The organism is Streptomyces sp. NPDC005393, assembly GCF_040606675.1.
Taxonomy (GTDB): domain Bacteria; phylum Actinomycetota; class Actinomycetes; order Streptomycetales; family Streptomycetaceae; genus Streptomyces.
In genome coordinates this window covers 156669-174000 of the sequence record NZ_JBEXFG010000009.1, presented here as the reverse complement: position 1 = coordinate 174000, position 17332 = coordinate 156669, and the positions used below count along the sequence as shown (strand labels likewise).

Genomic DNA, 17332 nt, shown 5'->3' with positions numbered 1-17332 from the left:
ATCACCACGCGTCACAGATCGTTCCTGCAGCAGCCGGAAGCCTCCCGGGAGCCGAAGCAACCCATCAGTGATCTGAACTCAGAACAGGCCCTAGTACTGCAACGACACGTACTAGTTGGTACCGGCGGTGAGTTCGCTGAACAGCTTGTTCGCTGACTCCGAGGCGAACTGGCGCTGGAGCTCGGCACGGGCGATCTGCTTCTTGAACTCGCCCTCGAAACCGGTGAATCCGGCGTTGTGCATGGTGTCGGTGATCCACGTGGCGAACGCCTGGTAGTTCCAGATGTGCGGCAGGCAGGTCTCCGAGTAGCTGTCGAGGAGACTGGAGTCGCCTTCCGTCGCGTGGCGGATCACGGCTCGGGCGAAGACCTCGGTGTCGTGCAGGGCGAGATGGATGCCCTTGGCGCTCATCGGCGGGACGATGTGGGCGGCGTCGCCCAGGAGGTACAGCTTGCCGTGACTCATTGGGTCGAAGACCACGCTGCGCAGGGGCACGATCTGCTTGGACAGGATCTCGCCGCGCGAGGGAGGGGTGCCGAAGCGGGCTTCCAGCTCGCTCCAGATGCGCTCGTCGGGCCACTGTTCGGGGGTGTCGTCCACGGCGCATTGGAGGTAGATGCGGCTGGCCTGGGGTCCGCGGGGAATCATGCCGGCCAGGCCCAGTTCGTGGATGGCCATGCCGGACGGGCTGGTCGGGGTGGCGGCCAGGACGCTGAGCCAGGAGTAGCCGTATTCGTGGGAGTACTCGGTCAGGGCCGTGGCGGGGATGCTACGGCGGGAGATGCCGTGGAAGCCGTCGCAGCCGGCAATAAAGTTGCAGTCGATGGCCCGGGCCGTTCCGTCGGCGTCCTGGTAGCGCACGACGGGGTGGCCCGTGGTGAGGTTCTCCAGGGCGACGTCGGCGGCTTCGTAGCGCAGGTCGCCGCCTTCGCGCAGGAAGACCTCGGTGAGGTTGCGTACGAGGACTTGCTGCGGGCAGTACAGGCTCTCGTTGTTGTGCTCGTCCACATCGATCGGCATCGCGTGGCCGTCGATGTAGAAGCCGCCTTCGCTGTGCGGGATCGGGTCGCCCGCCAGGACTTCGTCCAGGCCCCACGCGCGGAACATGCGCACCCCGAAGGTGTCGATGGTCCCGGCGCGCTGGCGCTTTTCGACGTAGGCGCGGGGATGCTTCTCCAGCACGATGCAGTCGATGCCGTTGCGCAGCAGGAAGTTGCCGAGGGTCAGACCGGCGACGCCAGCTCCGATGATGACGACTGCCGTGTCGTCGCGTGTCGTGGTCATAGGTGTGCGAGCCTCCGTGCTCAGGGCGGTGGACCGGTTCGCGGCATGGCCGCGACCGGCGGCGCCGCCCGGGTGGTGCGGCGTTCGGTCACCACCCTGCGACGCCCCCTGTCATGCGCACCACTGGTGATTGGACAGCAGATACCGGAAAGCCGCCAACCTGGCGAGTGAGGTCGACGCAGGGTGTCTGAGCTGCACAGACGCTGATGGTCAGGAGTGGTGGCGCAGTTCGGCCTGGTAGCGGCCGGGTGTCCGGCCGACGACTTCGGTGAAGGCGTCGATAAAGCTGGAGGGGTTGGACCAGCCGCACGCCACCGCGGTCTCCGTCACGGACATCCCGTCGGTGAGGCGGGCCAGCGCGTGGTGGATGCGCAGGGTGGTGCGCCAACGGTGAAAGCTCATGCCCAGCTCGGTGTGGAACAGACGGCTCAGGGTGCGTTCGCTGGCTCCCACCCTGCGGCCCAGGTCGGCAAGGGTCGTGGGCTGGGCGGGGTCCTCGTGTAGGAGCGCGGTGGCGGCGCGGAGCCGGTCGTCGTTGGCTTCCGGCAGGTGGAGGGACTGCTCGGCGGCGTCGACAAGCTCGTCCACGATGACGGTGAGCAGTCGTCGGTGGGCGCCGGGGCGCCGCTCTGGGCTGTCGGTGAGCGCGAGGAGCGCTTCGCGCAGTAGCGGACTGACGGCGAAGACGCTGGGGTGGGCCACGAGCTGTGCGCACAGGCCGAGCGGGACCTGAAGGAGGCGTACGTCGGTCTGGCCGTAGAAACGGTGGGAGTGCGCGAAGTGCGGGGGCGTCCAGGTGACGCGGTTGGCCGGGGCGACCCATGTTCCGCGTTCGGTGGCGGTGGCCAGCGCGCCGGCGGCGGCATAGACGAGCTGCCCCTCGGCATGCGAGTGGGGGTCGAGCTGGTAGCCGTGCGGCAGCCACGCGGCACCTTGGAGCGGCGTCGCTTCGGGGCCGGGCGACTCCGATGAAGGTTGGCGGTCTTTCGGCATCAGGCGTCAGTTTACCGGTGGTCCCGCATGGGTGGACAGCCGGACAGTGGCGTTATGAGCCCGACAAGCAGCACGATCCTGCGAGGCGGTGGACGGTCATGACGCCGCGCATCCAACGCCCGAGCAAGCGGCGGATGCTGTCGTTGACCGTTCAGGCCAGCGAGCAGACCAGCCCGCACTTCATGACCGTCACGCTGGGCGGAGACGACGTCCGGCACCTGCAACAGACCGGCTTCGACCAGGCTGGCCGTCTGTATTTCGCCGACCCCGCCGACGACGGCGACGTGTTCCTGCCCGGCAGTGAGCGGTGGATTCTCCAGCTCACGCTGCAGGGCGGCAAGCGGCGCCCGCGGGTACGGACGTACACGATGCGCAGGTTCAGGCCGGCGGAATCAGCGTTCGACTCGAGGTCTCGCTCCACGAGATCGGCGCGTCCGGCCAGGCATCGGCCCCGGGGACCCGGTGGGCGCTGGCCGCCGCGCCGGGCACAAAGGTGTCCTTCCTCGACGAGGGACACAGCTATGCCCCGTCCGCAAGCGCCACATGGCAGCTCCTCGCCGGAGACGAGAGCGCACTCCCGGCGATCCTCGCCATCCTGGAGACCTCTCCTGCGGACCTGCCCGCCACCGTGTTCCTCGAAGTCCCCTCGCCCGAGGACATCCGAACCGAAATCACGATGCCGCCGGGCAGCAGCATCAACTGGCTGCCCCGTATCGACCCCAGCTCCAAACCCGGCGCCCTCGCCCTGGACGCAGTGAAGCAGACCCGGCTTTCGACGGATGCTCTCGCCGCTGCTGGGCGCGCTGGAGCTGAAGTGCAACAACACCTCCTACCGGCCGGTGATGGACGCGATCGACCTGCTCCAGCGCTACCTGGAGCAGCCGCTGAAGGAGGGCGCGTTCTTTGATCCGGCGGAGAGCGTGCCGCTGGCGGGGGTGGTGCCCGATCAGTGGCGGGCGGCGGTGGTGGACGACAAGGGACGTGTCGAGCGCATCCCGTATGAGCTGTGCGTGCTGGTCGCGCTCCGGGACGCGGTGCGCCGACGGGAGATCTGGGTGGTGGGTGCGAACCGGTGGCGCAACCCGGAGGACGACCTGCCCGCGGACTTCGAGGACAACCGGGACGTGCACTACGCCGCGCTGGGCCAGCCGCAGGACTCCGGCGAGTTCATCACCGCCCTGCAAGGCAAGCTCCGCACCTCGCTGGACCGCTTCGAGACCGCACTGGCGGAGGGCACGACGGGCGGGGTGTCGATCGTCAAGAAGCACGGCGAGCCGTGGATCAGGGTCTCCCCGCGCGGCAAGCAGGAAGAGCCGGAGTCCCTGGTGGCGATCAAGGGGGAGATCGAGCGGCGCTGGGGCACCATCGATCTGCTGGACATCCTGAAGTACGCCGAGTTCGACACCGGCTTCACCGAGGAGTTCACCTCGGTCGCCACCCGCGAGATGCTGTCGAAGGACGTGCTGCGGCGCCGGCTGCTGCTGGTCCTGTTCGGCCTGGGCACGAACATGGGGATCAAGCGAGTCGCGGTCACCGGCAAGCACGGCGAGAGCGAGGCGACGCTGCGCCGGGTGCGGCACCTGTTCGTCAACCGGGCCAACATGCGCGCGGCCCTGCGCAAGCTGGTGAACGCCACCTTCGCCGTCCGCGATGAGATGTGGTGGGGCACCGGCACCGCGTGTGCCTCCGACAGCCGCAAGTTCGGCGCCTGGTCCTCCAACCTGATGACCGAGTGGCACCAGCGCTACCGCGGCCCCGGCGTGATGATCTACTGGCACGTCGAGCGGAAGTCGGTGTGCATCTACTCCCAGCTCACGTCCTGTTCGGCCTCCGAGGTCGCCTCGATGATCGAGGGCGTGCTACGGCACTGCACCGACATGGAGGTCGACCGGCAGTACACCGACACCCACGGCGCGTCCATCGTCGGCTTCGCCTTCGCGCACATGCTCGACTTCAAGCTGATGCCGCGACTGAAGAACATCGGGGCGGCGAAGCTGTACCGGCCGGCGGCCGGTCAGGACGAGAAGTGGCCGCACCTCGCGCCGGTGCTGTCCACCAAGACGATCAACTGGGAGCTGATCACCCAGCAGTACGACCAGATCGTGAAGTACACCACCGCCCTGCGCTTGGGCACCGCCGAGGCCGAGCAGGTCCTGCGCCGGTTCATCCGCGGCGGCCCCAAGCACCCCACCTACCAGGCGATCGAAGAGCTCGGGCGGGCGGTGCGCACGGCGTTCGTGTGCGTTCTGTGGAATCAGGTTTGTCAACCTCGAGGTGGTGGTCGCCAGCGATCCGGTTCGGACTCGCAGCGTTGCGGGCGGAGTCTTGGGAGACCTCAGCTCTCTCCCAGCACCGCCCGGATCACGTGTCGGGCGTTGTACGCCATCGCCGGGTTCGTTCTCCGGTAGTACGGCAGTGCGATCAGCGCCTGCGATAGCGTCCGCCCCCGGCCGCGGATCCAGGTCGCGTCGTCCACGCCCAGCGCCTCGCGGAAGACCTCCCGTGCATCGGCCGGCAGCAGATTCCACGCCGGGAACAGATCGCAGGCCGGATCTCCCACCCCCGTGCACCCGAAGTCAATCACCGAGGCCAGCCTGCCGCCGTCGACCAGCAAGTTGCCCGGCATCAGATCGGCGTGCAGCCATACCGACGGCCCCTCCCAGCCCGGGGTCCGCAGCGCGTCCTCCCATACAGCGGCCGCGGCATCGCAGTCGACGTCCTCCTGCGGGATCCCACGCAGTTCCTCGATCGCCGCCCGGGTCTCCGCGTCGAGCGAGCTGACCGGCCCGCCGCGATGGGCCTGCGGCGCCCCCTGCAGGGTGATGCTCCGCATCGCCGCTACGAACTCGGCCAGATCCTTGGCCAGCAGCACGGGCTCGCTCAGTGCCCCCGCTTCGGGAAGCTCCCCCGCCAGCCACCGATACACCGACCACGGCCACGGATACCCCTCGGCGGGCTCCCCGGCCCCGAGCACCTCCGGAATGGCCGTGGGCAGCCGGGGCGCGAGGCGGGGCAGCCACTCCTGCTCCATCGCTACGTCCTTGGCTCCGCCCCGCACCAACGGCAGCCGCACAACCATGCCGTCGCCCAGCCGGTACATGGCGTTGACCGTGCCGCCGGAGGGAAAACGCTCCACCGGCAGCCCCGACCACTGCGGGAACTGCCCAGCAATCAGCCGCCGTACGAGGTCGTCGTCGATGGGGTGCTGGCCGGGATGCATTTGCCCTGTGCTCATGGGCCGTCATCCGATCGTCCGGCGCCGGTGAGCGTCAAATGCTTTTTGTGGAATCTGATTTGTCGAGTAGTTCAGCCTTTACCCTGGTTGACGGCGACGATCGGCAGGAGCGTCGCGGTCGCCGGAACGCCGATCTCTCGGGGTGTCGCCCCAGCTGGCGCGGGGATGTCGGCCAGCCGTTCCAGCAGCTGGTCGAGCGCGGCCTGACCATCATCGACAGCGGCGCGTTCCTCGTCGCTGAGCGGGACGCTCGCCAGCATGCGCTGAAGGTTGTCCTTGGCCTCCATAAGCTGACCCTTGCTGGAGCCCTTCGGTGTGTAGAAGTCGCAGCGAGCACAGGCCATCCGGTGCGGGCACTGCTCGAAAAACGTGTAGGTGCAGAACCCGTGACCGAGGTCGTAGTACTGCCATGGCTCACCCGACGCGGCGGCTCCGGAGGTAACCGCGTCCCGGTCGACCAGGACCTCGATCGTCCGGACGTTACGCTCCCTGGCCAGCGTGTTCGGGGTGATCTTGGCGTAATGCTGAGTAGCCTCCGGGCTCCGGTGACCGAGCCAGGCCTGCAGCTCGAAGAGCGTCATCGGCTCCTTGGCGTTGTAGAGCTGGCTGGCGATCGTCGACCGGGCCCGGTGGCTGGTGATGTTGCCCCGAACATCGGCGGTCGGGACGCCGGCCTTGCGGCAGAGCGAGGGGATGACCGCGGTGTTGATGTAGGTGTTCGCGAGGCGTTTGGCCCGGTGCGCGAACAGGAAGTCCACCTGCTCACCCGTCTTGCGGTCCAGCATCTTCGGCTGCTGCGGCCGGGCAGGCTTACCGCCGCGGACCGGCGGGCGCTCTCCCCGTTGTTCTGGACCCATGTGAATCCGTACGGCCGGTTCGAGCTAGATATGAACAGCCGCCTCGATCTGGACCCGTCCATCCGGGCGACGGTTCCCGGCTCGCGCTCCCCGCAAGGGGAGGCAGCCGCAGCACCGGCGTGAGACCCGGACTCCGGGCCCTGGCCAAAACCGTGGTGAAGACGACGTTGCCCGGGACGCTTCAGCGTCCCGGGCAACGTGCGTGAGTGACAGAGCCGGCGATGAACGAACCGGCAGGGCCGCTGAAGGGCACTGCCAGCACGCTGGGTGCCGCACTACGTCGGCATCGTGAGAGCCATGGACGCCGTCGAGCTCCAGCCCACCAGGCAGCCCCCGTGACGGAGTGCGCCGCCCCCTATCGCTTCGGGAGTGCAGGTCCGGCGCGAGGGGTGGGGTGTCTCGCGCCGGACGGCATGCGGGGCGGGGGCTCCTTCGGCTACTTGGATTCGACCTGTCCGAGTGGGTCGGTGCCGGCCGCCAGCGCGTCGTGCGCCGTCTGCCAGGCGGGGTTGCCGGGGTAGAGCTCGCTGCGCAGGTAGGCGCAGGTGAGGTGTGCGACCGTGGCGACCCGTTCGGGGTTCTCGTCGGTGGTCTCGGCGACGTCGTATCCAGAGATCCCGCCGAGCCCGTGCTCGGCATTGAACAGGGTGAGCAGGGTCTTGGGGCCGGGGGCGAGGGCGTACGGGTCGGCGTGCCAGTCCGGGCCCCGGACCGTGAGGAAGGCGGAGTCGTCCTTGTCGCCGGCGACCACGAGCGCGGGCGTCGTCATCCTGGAGAAGTCCGTGGTCAGGAAAAAGGAGTAGTTCTCGACGGTGAACTCGGTGAGGGCGTCCCCGCCCCGGCCGGGTGCCGCGAGCAGCACGCCGGCCTTGATCCGGGAATCGGACAGGTCCACTTCCGTTCCGTTATGAGGGTCAGTGAGCCGGGCACCGAGGAGCAGGCTCGCGGTGTGACCGCCCATCGAGTGCCCGGCGACAGCGACTCGACTGGGGTCGAGGCGGCCGGCGAGCTGCGGGACGGCGGCCTCGATCGCGTCGAGCTGGTCGAGGATGCGCGTCATGTCCTCGGCCCGGGTGCGCCAGTGCGCACCAACGCCTGGGGCGTGGGGATCCAGGCTCAGAGTCCTGGAGTCCAGATGGGTCGGCTGGATCACGACGAAGCCGTGTGCCGCCCAGAAGTTCGCGAGCGGGGCGTAGCCGTTCAGCGAGGAGAGGTTGTTGGAGAAGCCGAGACCGTGCGAGAGGAGGATGACCGGCAGCTCGCTCCCGGTCACCGGTGCGGAGATGCGCACCTGCAGGTCCACTGCGCGGCCGGGAGCCGGCAGCACCACCGGACCGACGGAGAGAACCGGAACGGGTGTGCTGGGGGCGTCGGCTGTGTAAGCAGGTTCACTCATGACGAGCATGCCCTTCGATGGCCCCTGCCGTCGACTGCGTGCGACCGGCGGCAGATATGGCGGAGTGCCCGCAGTCAGCTACTCTGAAAGCGGATCGTTGTTCCATTTAAGATACGGATCGCTGTTCCGTTTCGTCAACGGCCGATCGGAAGGAGAGCGTGGTGCCCATTGCAGGCCAGCCCAAAGGGGCGTCCGCCCGCAGCAAGCGAGCAGACGCGGTGCGCAACCAGCAGACGCTGCTCGATGCCGCCGCGGAGGTGTTCGTGACCTCGGGGATCGACGCACCGATCCGGGAGATCGCGGCCCGGGCGGGCGTCGGGCTGGGGACGCTCTACCGCCACTTCCCGACCCGGGCGGACCTCGTCACCGCCGTCTACCGCCACCAGATCGAGGCGTGCGCCGAGGCCGGGCCGAACCTGCTGGCCGACGCTGCCTCCCCGTTCGAGGCGCTGCGCCAGTGGGTCGACCTCTTCGTGGACTTCCTGGTCACCAAGCACGGACTGGCCGACGCCCTGCAGTCCGACAGTGAGCGCTTCGCCGCGCTGCACACCCACTTCCTCGACCGCCTGATGCCCGTCTGCGCCGAACTCCTCGACGCCTCGGCCGCCGCCGGCGACATCAGGCCCGGCATACAGCCCTACGAGCTGATGCGCGGCATCGGCAACCTCTGCATCGGACAGGACAGTGACCCCCGCTACGACCCCCGCCGGCTGATCGAACTGCTCCTCCAGGGGTTGCGGCAACCGCGCACGCATAAAGGAGAGGGCATCCGGTAGCCCCTCCGTCCTACACCCCGGCAAACGCCGCTCCCACAAACGACCCTTTCCCGGAGCTTGATCCAGAATGGTCGGCGGAAGCGGCCCGGAAGCCGGATTCACTGTCACAACTCGTTCTCACTCAAAAGTGAAACGGGGCATGTTCTGGGAAATGTTTGTGACAGTATCCGGGGTCATGACGGACCCTCAAACCGCACTCGTGTCCGACGCCGACGACGTCGAGCGGTGCTCCTGCCCACGCTGTCACGCAGCGCCAGGTTCACCCTGCCGCTCGCGCTCCGGCGCGGTCGCCGGGGCGTATCACACCGGCCGGTTCACGAAGGTCCCCCGGCTCGCGAAGCTTCTGCGGGTGCCGACGCCCGCTGACCGCGACCCGGGGCAGCCGTGGCGGCCGGGCACCCCCGTCCCCGCGCCGGTCGACCCGGACACCCCGACCGCGGACATCCATATCGGGTACGCGCGGTGCTCCAGCCTCACCCAGGAGCTCCAGTCACAGCTGGACGCGCTCGCCGCAAAGAACATCCCCCGGGACAAGATCTTCTCCGAAAAGATCAGCACCCGGGTGCGGGTCCGCAAGGTTCGGAGCGCACAAACGGAACGAGGGATCGGGGGGACCATGCAGAAGGGCACTCTGGAGTACGAGCAGGCCCTGGACGCCGTGATCGAGATTCTGCGCGCCCGCGCGCGCCAAGGTGCATCACCTCTGCAATACGGCCAATTGAGCACCGAATTGGCCCGACTTGGCCACCATGTCTCGCCCAGCGAGGGACCGATGCCATACCTCTTGGAGGACGCCTCGGTCCGGGAGAGCCCCGACGGCTCACTGCCCCTGCTGTCGGCCCTCGTGGTGCTGAAGGACACCGGCTGGCCGTCCAGCGGCTTCTTCAAACTGGCCCGGCGCGCGCCGTACCGGCGGTCGGGTGACGATGTGGAGCTGTGGACCAGGGAGATCGAGAAACTGGCGAAGCACTACGCCGAGCACGAGCACTGACGCTCTCCCGTCCGGGCGCCTGCGGGAATGCTCCGGAAGCCTCCGGGCCACTCCGGGACGCCCGCCGATGCGGGCCGTCAGCTACCGGGCGTACGCACAGGGTTACTCAACCCCCGCACAACCCCTATCAATTTCCATTAGCTCCTCCCATACTGCGCAACAGGAGGGGTAGGCCCGGATGCCACATCGGGCCCAAGGGGGTGGGGGGACGATGCGATGTCTGAGGCACACCTTCAGTGGCTCCAGGACGCCGTGTCCGTGTTCGGGGCTGAATGCAGGCGGAACCTTGCGGGCCCCGGCGACCGCGAGGCCGCGATCCGGTCCCCGCTGGAGCAACTGTTCCGCACCATAGGCACGCACCACGCCCTGCCCGAAGTCACCTGGCATCCCGAGACCCGCATACCGCACCTCGGGGTCCGCCCGGACTGGGCCGTGCGCGTGAACGCGCAGATCACCGGGTACGTCGAGGTGAAGCGCCCAGGGAAGAGCATCGACCCTGAAAACTTCACCGGTCACGACAAACGACAGTGGCAGCGTCTGCGCGACCTCCCCAACCTGCTTTACTCCAACGGCACGCACTGGCGGCTGTTCCAGTTCGGCGTGCAGGTCGGCGGGGAGGTCGTACTCTCCGGGGCTCTCAAGAGCGCCGGAGAGAAGCTGACCCCCGAGAATCCGGCCGCCTTCGACGCGCTGACGCGGACGGTGCTCTGCTGGAAGCCGGAGAAGATCCGGCGGGTCTCGGTACTCGTCCAGCACCTGGCCCCGCTGTGCCGGCTGCTGCGCGAGGCCGTACGGGAACAGCTGCGGGCCGAAGCCCGCGCGGACCACGGGGACTCCACCTCCGCCGACCGCCCCTTCACCGGCCTCCGGAGCGACTGGCGCAGACTGCTCTTCCCCACCGCCGACGACGCGACCTTCGCCGACGGCTACGCCCAGACCGTCACCTTCGCCCTCCTCCTCGCCCACACCGAGGACATCCCCGTCACCGGCACGAGCTTCCACGAGGTCGGCCGCCGCCTCAACGCCGGCCACGCCCTGATGGGCAAGGCCCTCCAGCTCCTCACCGACAACATCAACGAACGCTTCGAGGTGACCCTCCACCTCCTGGCCCGGACCATCGCCGCCGTCGACTGGAAGACCATCCGGCAGGGCAACCGCGACGCCTACCTCCACCTGTACGAGTCGTTCCTCTCCGTCTACGACGACGATCTGCGGCAGCGCAGCGGCTCGTACTACACCCCGCGCGAGGTGGTCGAGGAGATGGTCCGCCTCGCCGAGGACGTGCTCCGCACCCGCCTCGGCAAGGCCCGGGGCTACGGCGATGAGGACGTCCACATCGTCGATCCCGCGATGGGTACCGGCACGTACCTGCACACGATCATCGACCGTGTCGCGCGCCAGGCGGCCGAACGGTACGGCGACGCCATGGCACCCGACGCGATCGGCCGGCTCGCCGAACGGCTCTACGGCTTCGAGCTCCAGATGGGCCCCTTCGCCGTGGCCGAACTGCGGACCGCCGACCTCCTCAAGAAGTACGGCGCCACACTGCCGCCCTGCGGGCTGAACCTCTACGTCACTGACACGCTCGACGATCCGTACATCCAGGACGAGCAGTTCGCCGCCTCCACGTACGCGGCGATCTCGGAGTCGCGCGCCCGCGCCAACCACGTCAAGGCGAACGTGCCGGTCACCGTCGTCATCGCCAATCCGCCGTACGACGACAAGGCCGAGAATCGCGGAGGCTGGATCGAGAAGCGCGTCAAGGGCCAGGGCCGCCCGCCGCTGGACGACTTCCGCCACCCGGGCAACGGCCGCTACGAGCACGCGCTCAAGAACATGTACATCTACTTCTGGCGCTGGGCCACCTGGAAGGTGTTCGACGCGCACTCGGACGAACGGCACGGGGTCGTCTGCTTCATCACTCCGTCGGCGTTCGCCACCGGTCCTGCCGGGCGGGGGATGCGCGAATACCTGCGCCGGGCGTGCGACGAGGGGTGGGTCATCAGTCTGTCCCCGGAAGGACAGCGCTCGGACGTGGCCAACCGCGTGTTCCCTCACGTCGCCCAGCCACTGTCCATCTGCATCTTCGTACGACGCGCGGACCACGAACCCGGCGGGTCGGCACGCGTTCACTACCGGGCGCTGCACGGGAGGCGCGCGGAGAAGTTCGCCCAGCTCCGGGCTCTCCGCCTCGACGACGACGGCTGGCGCGACACGCACCATGAGGGAGTACGGCCCTTCACGCCGGCCACGTTGTCGGGCTGGGAGGACTACCCGGCGCTGGAGGACCTCTTTCCGTGGGGCAGCCCTGGCATCAAGGCCAACAGATCGTGGGTGACGTCCCCCTCCGGCTCCGTTCTCCTACGCCGGTGGGCACGCCTCACCGGGGAGACGGATCCGGAGGTGAAGACCCGGCTGTTCAAGGAGACCCGGGACCGCCGGCTCGATTCCCGGCCTGGGTGCCTGCCGGGATTCCCGCACCTGGACCGGACCGTTGACGAGGAAACCCGCGCCCGTCCGCGACTCTTACGGATCGCACTGCGCAGCTTCGACCGCCAGTGGCTCGTCGCGGACAACCGGGTAGTCGACTTCCCGCGGCCCGACCTGTGGGAGTCCCTGCAGCCGGGGCAGGTGTTCCTCAACCAGCAGCACACACACGTGATCAGTACCGGTGCGGCACTGGTCGCGGCGGCGCTGTTACCGGACACCGACCACTTCAACGGCCGCGGCGGGCGGGTGCATCCCGTCCTCCACCCGGACGGCAGCGCCAACGTGCCCACCGGCCTGCTCCGGCACCTGGCCCGCGTGCTCGGTCTGGACGAGGTGACCGTTCATGACCTCGCCGCGTACGCCGTAGCCGTGGCCGGGCACAGCGCGTTCACCGAGCAGTTCGCCGAGGAACTTCTCACCGCCGGGGTCCGGTTGCCTCTCACCCGCGACCCGGAGCTGTGGCACAGCGCGGTCGAGATTGGCCAAGAGTTCCTCTGGGCCGCGACATACGGAGAGCGCGGCACCCTTCCGGCTTCGCAGGCGTCCGGTTCGGACGGCGTTGGGTTCACCCCCGGTGACCCGCGCCAGGTGCGGTACGACGCCCCCATCGGCACCGCGGTGCCCGACACCCTGCACTACGACGAGGAGAAACGCACTCTCCACCTGGGGCCGGGAGCCTTCAGCGGGGTCCCGCCGGAGGTCTGGAACTACGAGGTCGGAGGCATGCGGATCGTCAGGAAGTGGTTCGGCTACCGCAAGGCGTCCCCCACCAGCCGGAAGACCAGCCCGCTCGACGACATCCACGTCACGTCCTGGCCGGGCGAGTGGACCGAGGAGCTGATCGAGTTGCTGTCGGTGCTGCGGCGGCTGGTGGACCTCGCCCCGACGCAGCACGCGCACACAACGAAGATCGTGAATTCGCCGGTCATCACAGTCGCCGACCTCACGTGTGCGGGCGTTCTCCCGCCGCAGCCCAAGGCCGCCCGCCCCCGGCGACGCATCGACCTGGGCTTCGACGAGCCAGGACACACATGATCTGGCGGGGCGGCTCTACTCCGCGGACGACCTGACGTGAGCCTCCGCCTGTGCCAAGGCCCACGCCCCCTCGGCAAGTTGCTTCAGCGCGTAGCCGGCGGGGCGGGATGCCGCCCCGCGCGCCACTGTGTCAGCGAAGGCCGCCACAGCGCTCAAGCGTGCCGTCAGTTCGTCGCACTGCGCAGCGTACAGAGCCGCTGCCCCGGACGGCGAGAGAGCGATCGTGCCGCCGGCGCCGCCCTTCTCCTCGACCAGTCCTGCCCACAGCAGCGTGGGCAGGGCGTCGCGCACTTCGTCCGCGTCGAGACCCCGCGCCGCCCAGGACGCTGCCTCCGCCTCGGGAGCGGGGAGGTCGCCGAGGTCCAGCTCCCGCAAGATGCGGTGGTGGAGGGGCGACAGAGGCAGGGAGGGAACAAGCATGGGCTCAGTATGCGCCGAGCAACGGGTCCGCCCGGCGAAACAGGGCTCCAGTTCAGCCACGCGCGTCCCCGGCGTTCACGGCGACGGCTGTCCGGATGGCCGCGCAACCTCGGCCCAGACGGTCTTCTTATACGTGACTCCGGCCTCGCACCCCCAGCGGTCCGCGTACGCCTCGACGAGGAGCAGGCCACGGCCCGACGTCGCGTCGGGCGGCGTCGGTTCGGCCGTGGAGTGACGAGGACGGCGCTCCGGGCGGGTGTCCGTCACCTCGATCCGTACGGCCTGGGGCAGGAGGAGCAGGGTCAGCCGGAAGTCCCGGCCGGGGAGGCGACCGTGGGTGATCGCGTTGGATGCCAATTCGGCCGTGACGAGGGCGACGGTGTGAGCGGTGTCGGAGTCGTGCGGGAGGCCGGTCCACTCGGTGAGCTGCTGGACGGCGAGTTGGCGGGCGAGACGTGCACCGCGTCGGGTGCTGCTGAAGCGCAGGCTCAACTTGTGGACTGGGGTGCCGGGCTCGTCGGTGATCTGTTGGTGCGTCACGGTGCCAGCTTGGGCGTGTGGGTATGCCGCTGACGAGGTGCGACGGCCGTACGTCGGCCTCGTCGTACGGAGTGCGCGGTCCCCCGCCACCTTGGTTGTACGGGTTCTGTACGGGCGTTGTAGGGGCCCGGGTCGTGTCCCCGTCGTTCCGGCTCCCGTTGGACATTGCGCCAGCGGCGTGCGGGTGGCGAGCACGCCACTGTGGGTGTGGGCGGGTGCATTCGGGACGGAAGGGCGTGAGGGCGGTGCGGGAGACGCGGACGAAGGGTCGCATGGTGAAGACGAAGGAGGAAGGCGGCGACCTGCCGGGGGCGTGGTCGGCCTACGGCAAGCTGCTTCAGCATCTGCGCAAGCGGGCCGGGATGAGCCAGCAGGAGCTTGGGGAGGCCATCGGCTACTCGCTGGAACAGGTCGCCTCGGTAGAGCAGGGTCGGCGGCCGGCGAAGGCTGCGTTCACGGTGGCGGCGGACCGGGTGCTGGAGGCGCGGGGAGTCCTGGAGGTGCTCCAGGACGAGGTGGACCGGGCGAAGCTCCCGCGGTTCTTCCGCAACTTCGCGCTCATCGAGGCGGAGGTGGTGAGCCGCTTCTCGTACGATCCGCTGCTGGTGCCCGGGCTGTTGCAGACGGAGGCGTACGCGCGGGCGGTGTTCGCCGGGCACTGCCCGCCGCTAAGCGAGGAGATCGTCGACCAGCACACGGAGGCGCGGCTGAGCCGCCAGAAGCTGCTGACGCGGGTGCCGCTCGCGGAGCTGTCGTTCATCCTCAGCGAGGAGGCGCTGCGCGATCCGGTGGGCAGCCCGGAGGTAATGCGCGAGCAGTGGCAACGGCTACTGGAGGTGAGCGCGTTGCGGAACGTTGAGGTTCAGGTCATGCCTGCCGGGCGGGGATTCCATCCGGGGAAGAACGGCCCGTTCGTGGTCGTGGAGTCGCACGAACATCGACTCCTCGGATACTTCGAGTCCCAAGGGGTCGGGTGCGTCGTTGCAGATGCTGCCGAGGTCAGCGCCTTCGCGTTGCGCTATGGCAAGCTGCGATCGCAGGCCCTGAACGTCGAGGAGTCTGCGCGACTCGTCGAACGGATAGTGGGAGAGACATGAGCGTGGAGCAGGTGGCCGACAACGTGGACGGGCTCCGCTGGTTCAAGAGCAGCTACAGCGGATCGGACGGCGGCGACTGCGTGGAGGTGGCCGCCGGTGTGGACGCCGTGTACGTACGGGACTCGAAGGCCGCAGGGCGCGGACCGGTACTGCAGGTCGGCCAGGATGAGTGGGCTGCCTTCCTGGCGCTCGCTGCGAAGTAGAGCCAAGCAGCGCTTCCGAGCGGAACAACGGGCTCGCTCACGTCACTTGAGGTGACGCGAGCGAGCCCGTTGTCATGCCGCTGGCTCAGAAGAGGGCGCCCTCGGCGCCCTCACCGAAATCCGAACCACCTCGCGCAGCCAGCTGCTCCTTGCGCTTCCGGACGGCCTCGGGGGAAGGCGGAGGCAGGTCGGGGTGCTTCTCCCTCGCCTTGTTCTCCGTTACCCCGTTGTGTAGGCCGAGGTGCACCTCGTCGGCGTACGCCTGATGGTTCAACTGACGCAGCCGATCGATGATCTCGGTCCGGGCGAGCAGCCCGATGGTGTAGCGGGTGCCCTGATCGGTCTCGTGGAAGCCATGGTCGAGCCGGAACGTCTCGTGGGCCGGATCGGCGGGCGGCGTCTGCCCGGACTCGTCCAGGAGGTCATGCCAGCCGTACGCCTCAACAGTGGCCTTGTCGATCTCCTCATGGATACGGCGGAGTTCGGTGATGCCCTCGTCCTGGCAGTTAGGGCTGTGGACCAGGTTGTAAGTGGAGGTGAGCCCCATGTGGCGCGCAAGCATCAAGTCCCGACGGTGAGATTCGAGGCGGGTACCGGCGGCGCGGAGGCGGGCGGTGAGTGGGGGGCGGGAGCTCGCCCTCGTGGCTGCCATGATCGTGGACTGCGGGGATGCCCGGGTGCTCCAGACGGCTGGTGAGGCGCGCCTCTCGCAGGAACCGGCGTTCCAGCGTGGTGAGTTCGGTACCGCGACCGCGAGGCGCGACGAGCTTCACGGCCACTTCCCGGTCGTGGGCGCGGTCGTAGGCCGCCCATACGACTCCCATGCCGCCCCGGCCCAACTCGCGCGTGAGCTCGTACCGTCCAAGGCTTCGCCGCATTGCGCCCGTCCCCAGTCCCGGCGCCCGCGGCGCCCGTCACACCCCCGCCCCTGCGGCCGGGGCGGCGCAGCGCACCCGGTCGGCGAGGTCATCCTCTCACTGTTCACACGGGCCTCGGCCCTTGCGGAACCAGGAAAGGGCGGCGGGGATCCTCGGGCAGACCGCGGCGGGTGGCCAGCCGGTGGTCCGGGGCCGGCAGGTAAGGCGCGAGGGCCGCGTAGACCTCGGCGGCGGAGGCGGGGCGGTCCTGCGGACGCTTGGCCAGCAGGGCCGTCACCAGCTCCTGAAGGTCGCCGGGGACGTCCACACCCGAGTCGGAGATGACGGGCGGGGGCGAGCTCAGATGACGGGAGGCGAGCACCGCCGGCTGGTCGGTGGCGAAGGGCGTATCCCCCGTGAGCATGTGGTGGAGCAGACAGCCCACCGCGTAGAGATCACTGCGGCCGTCGAGCCGGTCCCGGCCGGAGAGCAGTTCGGGTGACGCACAGACGATGTTGCCGATGCCCTCGCCGGTCATGGTCAGGCGCGGGTCGGCATCGGCGAGCAGTTTCACCAGTCCGAAGTCCAGGATCTTCACGACACCGTCCCGCCGGATCATGACGTTCTGCGTCTTGAGGTCACGGTGCACGAGGCCGGCGGCGTGGGCCGCGGACAGTCCGGCGCACAGCTGGGCGGTGGCGGCGGCGGCCGAGGGCACGTCGAATCGTCCGCCCTCCTGCTGGTCGAAGAGGTACTCCAGGGTGGTGCCCTCGATTAATTCCATCACCAGACAGCAGGTGTCGTCCGTGATCGAGGCGTCGAAGACCGTGGTGATATTGGGGTGGTCGAGGCGCGCCGCGGCCTGCGCCTCCCTCTTGAAACGCGTCAGTGCCGCGGTGCGGGTCCGAGGGACGGCCAGCAGTTCCGCGGCGACGGTCTTCACCGCCACCGGCCGTTCGAGATACAGGTCACAGCCCTGCCACACCTGTCCCATCACCCCTCGGCCGAGGACCGACTTCAGCTGGTAGCGGTCACGGAGCACCATTCCCGGCGCGATTTTCTGCATTTCTCCGTCCTCTACACTTCCCACACAGCGGTCTCGCGTTTTTGTATTGTGAACAAAGTCAATGAGCGTAGTAGCCTTCCATGCAACACGGC

The 17332-nt window shown here is 68.7% G+C and carries 15 protein-coding genes and 2 pseudogenes; 8 read left to right on the top strand and 9 right to left on the bottom strand.

What is annotated here, in order from left to right; all coding sequences use genetic code 11:
- Positions 1-111: 111 nt before the first annotated feature.
- The gene (locus ABZS71_RS11655; protein WP_355860882.1) at positions 112-1284 is read right to left on the bottom strand and encodes a 4-hydroxybenzoate 3-monooxygenase; all 1173 of its coding nucleotides are present in this window, start codon (positions 1282-1284) and stop codon (positions 112-114) included.
- Positions 1285-1494: 210 nt separating this feature from the next.
- The gene (locus ABZS71_RS11650; protein ID WP_355860884.1) at positions 1495-2277 is read right to left on the bottom strand and encodes an AraC family transcriptional regulator; all 783 of its coding nucleotides are present in this window, start codon (positions 2275-2277) and stop codon (positions 1495-1497) included.
- Here ABZS71_RS11650 and ABZS71_RS11645 point away from each other — a divergent pair.
- From ABZS71_RS11645 to ABZS71_RS11635, 3 genes and pseudogenes are all read left to right on the top strand, one after another.
- Positions 2253-2669 (top strand): annotated as a pseudogene (locus ABZS71_RS11645) (siderophore-interacting protein); the annotation flags it as partial. The gene ABZS71_RS11650 and the pseudogene ABZS71_RS11645 sit on opposite strands and share 25 nt — an antisense overlap.
- A pseudogene (locus ABZS71_RS11640) lies at positions 2585-2998 on the top strand (siderophore-interacting protein); the annotation flags it as partial. The pseudogenes ABZS71_RS11645 and ABZS71_RS11640, both read left to right, overlap by 85 nt.
- A 58-nt stretch (positions 2999-3056) precedes the next feature.
- Positions 3057-4685: a Tn3 family transposase gene (locus tag ABZS71_RS11635; protein WP_356209041.1), complete on the top strand. Its 1629-nt coding sequence runs from the start codon at positions 3057-3059 to the stop codon at positions 4683-4685.
- On the opposite strand, the gene ABZS71_RS11630 is transcribed toward ABZS71_RS11635, so the two are convergent.
- The 3 genes from ABZS71_RS11630 to ABZS71_RS11620 all read right to left on the bottom strand — a co-directional run bounded on the left by ABZS71_RS11630 (position 4613) and on the right by ABZS71_RS11620 (position 7765).
- On the bottom strand, positions 4613-5512 hold the full coding sequence (locus tag ABZS71_RS11630; protein ID WP_356209040.1) for an aminoglycoside phosphotransferase family protein: 900 nt from the start codon (positions 5510-5512) through the stop codon (positions 4613-4615). The genes ABZS71_RS11635 and ABZS71_RS11630 overlap by 73 nt on opposite strands.
- Positions 5513-5583: 71 nt before the next feature.
- Positions 5584-6297, bottom strand: a complete 714-nt coding sequence (locus tag ABZS71_RS11625) for a tyrosine-type recombinase/integrase (protein ID WP_356209039.1) — start codon at positions 6295-6297, stop codon at positions 5584-5586.
- Positions 6298-6805: 508 nt separating this feature from the next.
- Complete coding sequence (locus ABZS71_RS11620; protein WP_355852563.1) at positions 6806-7765, bottom strand: chlorophyllase; 960 nt, start codon at positions 7763-7765, stop codon at positions 6806-6808.
- A 161-nt stretch (positions 7766-7926) separates the two neighbouring features.
- Between ABZS71_RS11620 and ABZS71_RS11615 the strand changes: the two genes are divergently transcribed.
- The 3 genes from ABZS71_RS11615 (at position 7927) to ABZS71_RS11605 (ending at position 13057) form a co-directional block, all read left to right on the top strand.
- Complete coding sequence (locus ABZS71_RS11615; RefSeq protein ID WP_355852566.1) at positions 7927-8541, top strand: TetR/AcrR family transcriptional regulator; 615 nt, start codon at positions 7927-7929, stop codon at positions 8539-8541.
- Between the two features lie 349 nt (positions 8542-8890).
- A complete protein-coding gene (locus tag ABZS71_RS11610) occupies positions 8891-9532 on the top strand; it encodes a hypothetical protein (protein ID WP_356209038.1) in 642 nt (213 codons plus the stop codon).
- Positions 9533-9748: 216 nt separating this feature from the next.
- The gene (locus ABZS71_RS11605) at positions 9749-13057 is read left to right on the top strand and encodes a type ISP restriction/modification enzyme (RefSeq protein ID WP_356209037.1); all 3309 of its coding nucleotides are present in this window, start codon (positions 9749-9751) and stop codon (positions 13055-13057) included.
- A gap of 15 nt (positions 13058-13072) precedes the next feature.
- On the opposite strand, the gene ABZS71_RS11600 is transcribed toward ABZS71_RS11605, so the two are convergent.
- Positions 13073-13477, bottom strand: a complete 405-nt coding sequence (locus tag ABZS71_RS11600) for a hypothetical protein (RefSeq protein ID WP_356209036.1) — start codon at positions 13475-13477, stop codon at positions 13073-13075.
- A 75-nt stretch (positions 13478-13552) separates the two neighbouring features.
- The gene (locus ABZS71_RS11595) at positions 13553-14017 is read right to left on the bottom strand and encodes an ATP-binding protein (protein WP_356209034.1); all 465 of its coding nucleotides are present in this window, start codon (positions 14015-14017) and stop codon (positions 13553-13555) included.
- Positions 14018-14289: 272 nt separating this feature from the next.
- Here ABZS71_RS11595 and ABZS71_RS11590 point away from each other — a divergent pair, with 272 nt between their 5' ends.
- Both ABZS71_RS11590 and ABZS71_RS11585 read left to right on the top strand, forming a co-directional pair.
- Positions 14290-15114 (top strand): helix-turn-helix transcriptional regulator, encoded by an 825-nt coding sequence (locus tag ABZS71_RS11590; protein ID WP_356209032.1) that lies wholly within the window; start codon positions 14290-14292, stop codon positions 15112-15114.
- A complete protein-coding gene (locus ABZS71_RS11585) occupies positions 15111-15317 on the top strand; it encodes a DUF397 domain-containing protein (protein ID WP_356209030.1) in 207 nt (68 codons plus the stop codon). The genes ABZS71_RS11590 and ABZS71_RS11585 overlap by 4 nt, the downstream gene beginning before the upstream one ends.
- Positions 15318-15402: 85 nt before the next feature.
- Here the strand turns inward: ABZS71_RS11585 and ABZS71_RS11580 are convergent, their stop codons facing one another.
- Complete coding sequence (locus ABZS71_RS11580; protein ID WP_356209028.1) at positions 15403-15882, bottom strand: hypothetical protein; 480 nt, start codon at positions 15880-15882, stop codon at positions 15403-15405.
- A 416-nt stretch (positions 15883-16298) separates the two neighbouring features.
- Positions 16299-17240: a serine/threonine-protein kinase gene (locus tag ABZS71_RS11575; RefSeq protein ID WP_356209026.1), complete on the bottom strand. Its 942-nt coding sequence runs from the start codon at positions 17238-17240 to the stop codon at positions 16299-16301.
- Positions 17241-17332 lie beyond the last annotated feature (92 nt).

Coding starts and splice junctions, on each gene's coding strand:
- ABZS71_RS11630 (WP_356209040.1), bottom strand. CDS start 5,512: ATGAGCACAGGGCAAATGCATCCCGGCCAGCACCCCATCGACGACGAC.
- ABZS71_RS11585 (WP_356209030.1), top strand. CDS start 15,111: ATGAGCGTGGAGCAGGTGGCCGACAACGTGGACGGGCTCCGCTGGTTC.
- ABZS71_RS11625 (WP_356209039.1), bottom strand. CDS start 6,297: ATGCTGGACCGCAAGACGGGTGAGCAGGTGGACTTCCTGTTCGCGCAC.
- ABZS71_RS11600 (WP_356209036.1), bottom strand. CDS start 13,477: ATGCTTGTTCCCTCCCTGCCTCTGTCGCCCCTCCACCACCGCATCTTG.
- ABZS71_RS11620 (WP_355852563.1), bottom strand. CDS start 7,765: ATGAGTGAACCTGCTTACACAGCCGACGCCCCCAGCACACCCGTTCCG.
- ABZS71_RS11605 (WP_356209037.1), top strand. CDS start 9,749: ATGTCTGAGGCACACCTTCAGTGGCTCCAGGACGCCGTGTCCGTGTTC.
- ABZS71_RS11635 (WP_356209041.1), top strand. CDS start 3,057: ATGCTCTCGCCGCTGCTGGGCGCGCTGGAGCTGAAGTGCAACAACACC.
- ABZS71_RS11650 (WP_355860884.1), bottom strand. CDS start 2,277: ATGCCGAAAGACCGCCAACCTTCATCGGAGTCGCCCGGCCCCGAAGCG.
- ABZS71_RS11655 (WP_355860882.1), bottom strand. CDS start 1,284: ATGACCACGACACGCGACGACACGGCAGTCGTCATCATCGGAGCTGGC.
- ABZS71_RS11575 (WP_356209026.1), bottom strand. CDS start 17,240: ATGCAGAAAATCGCGCCGGGAATGGTGCTCCGTGACCGCTACCAGCTG.
- ABZS71_RS11590 (WP_356209032.1), top strand. CDS start 14,290: ATGGTGAAGACGAAGGAGGAAGGCGGCGACCTGCCGGGGGCGTGGTCG.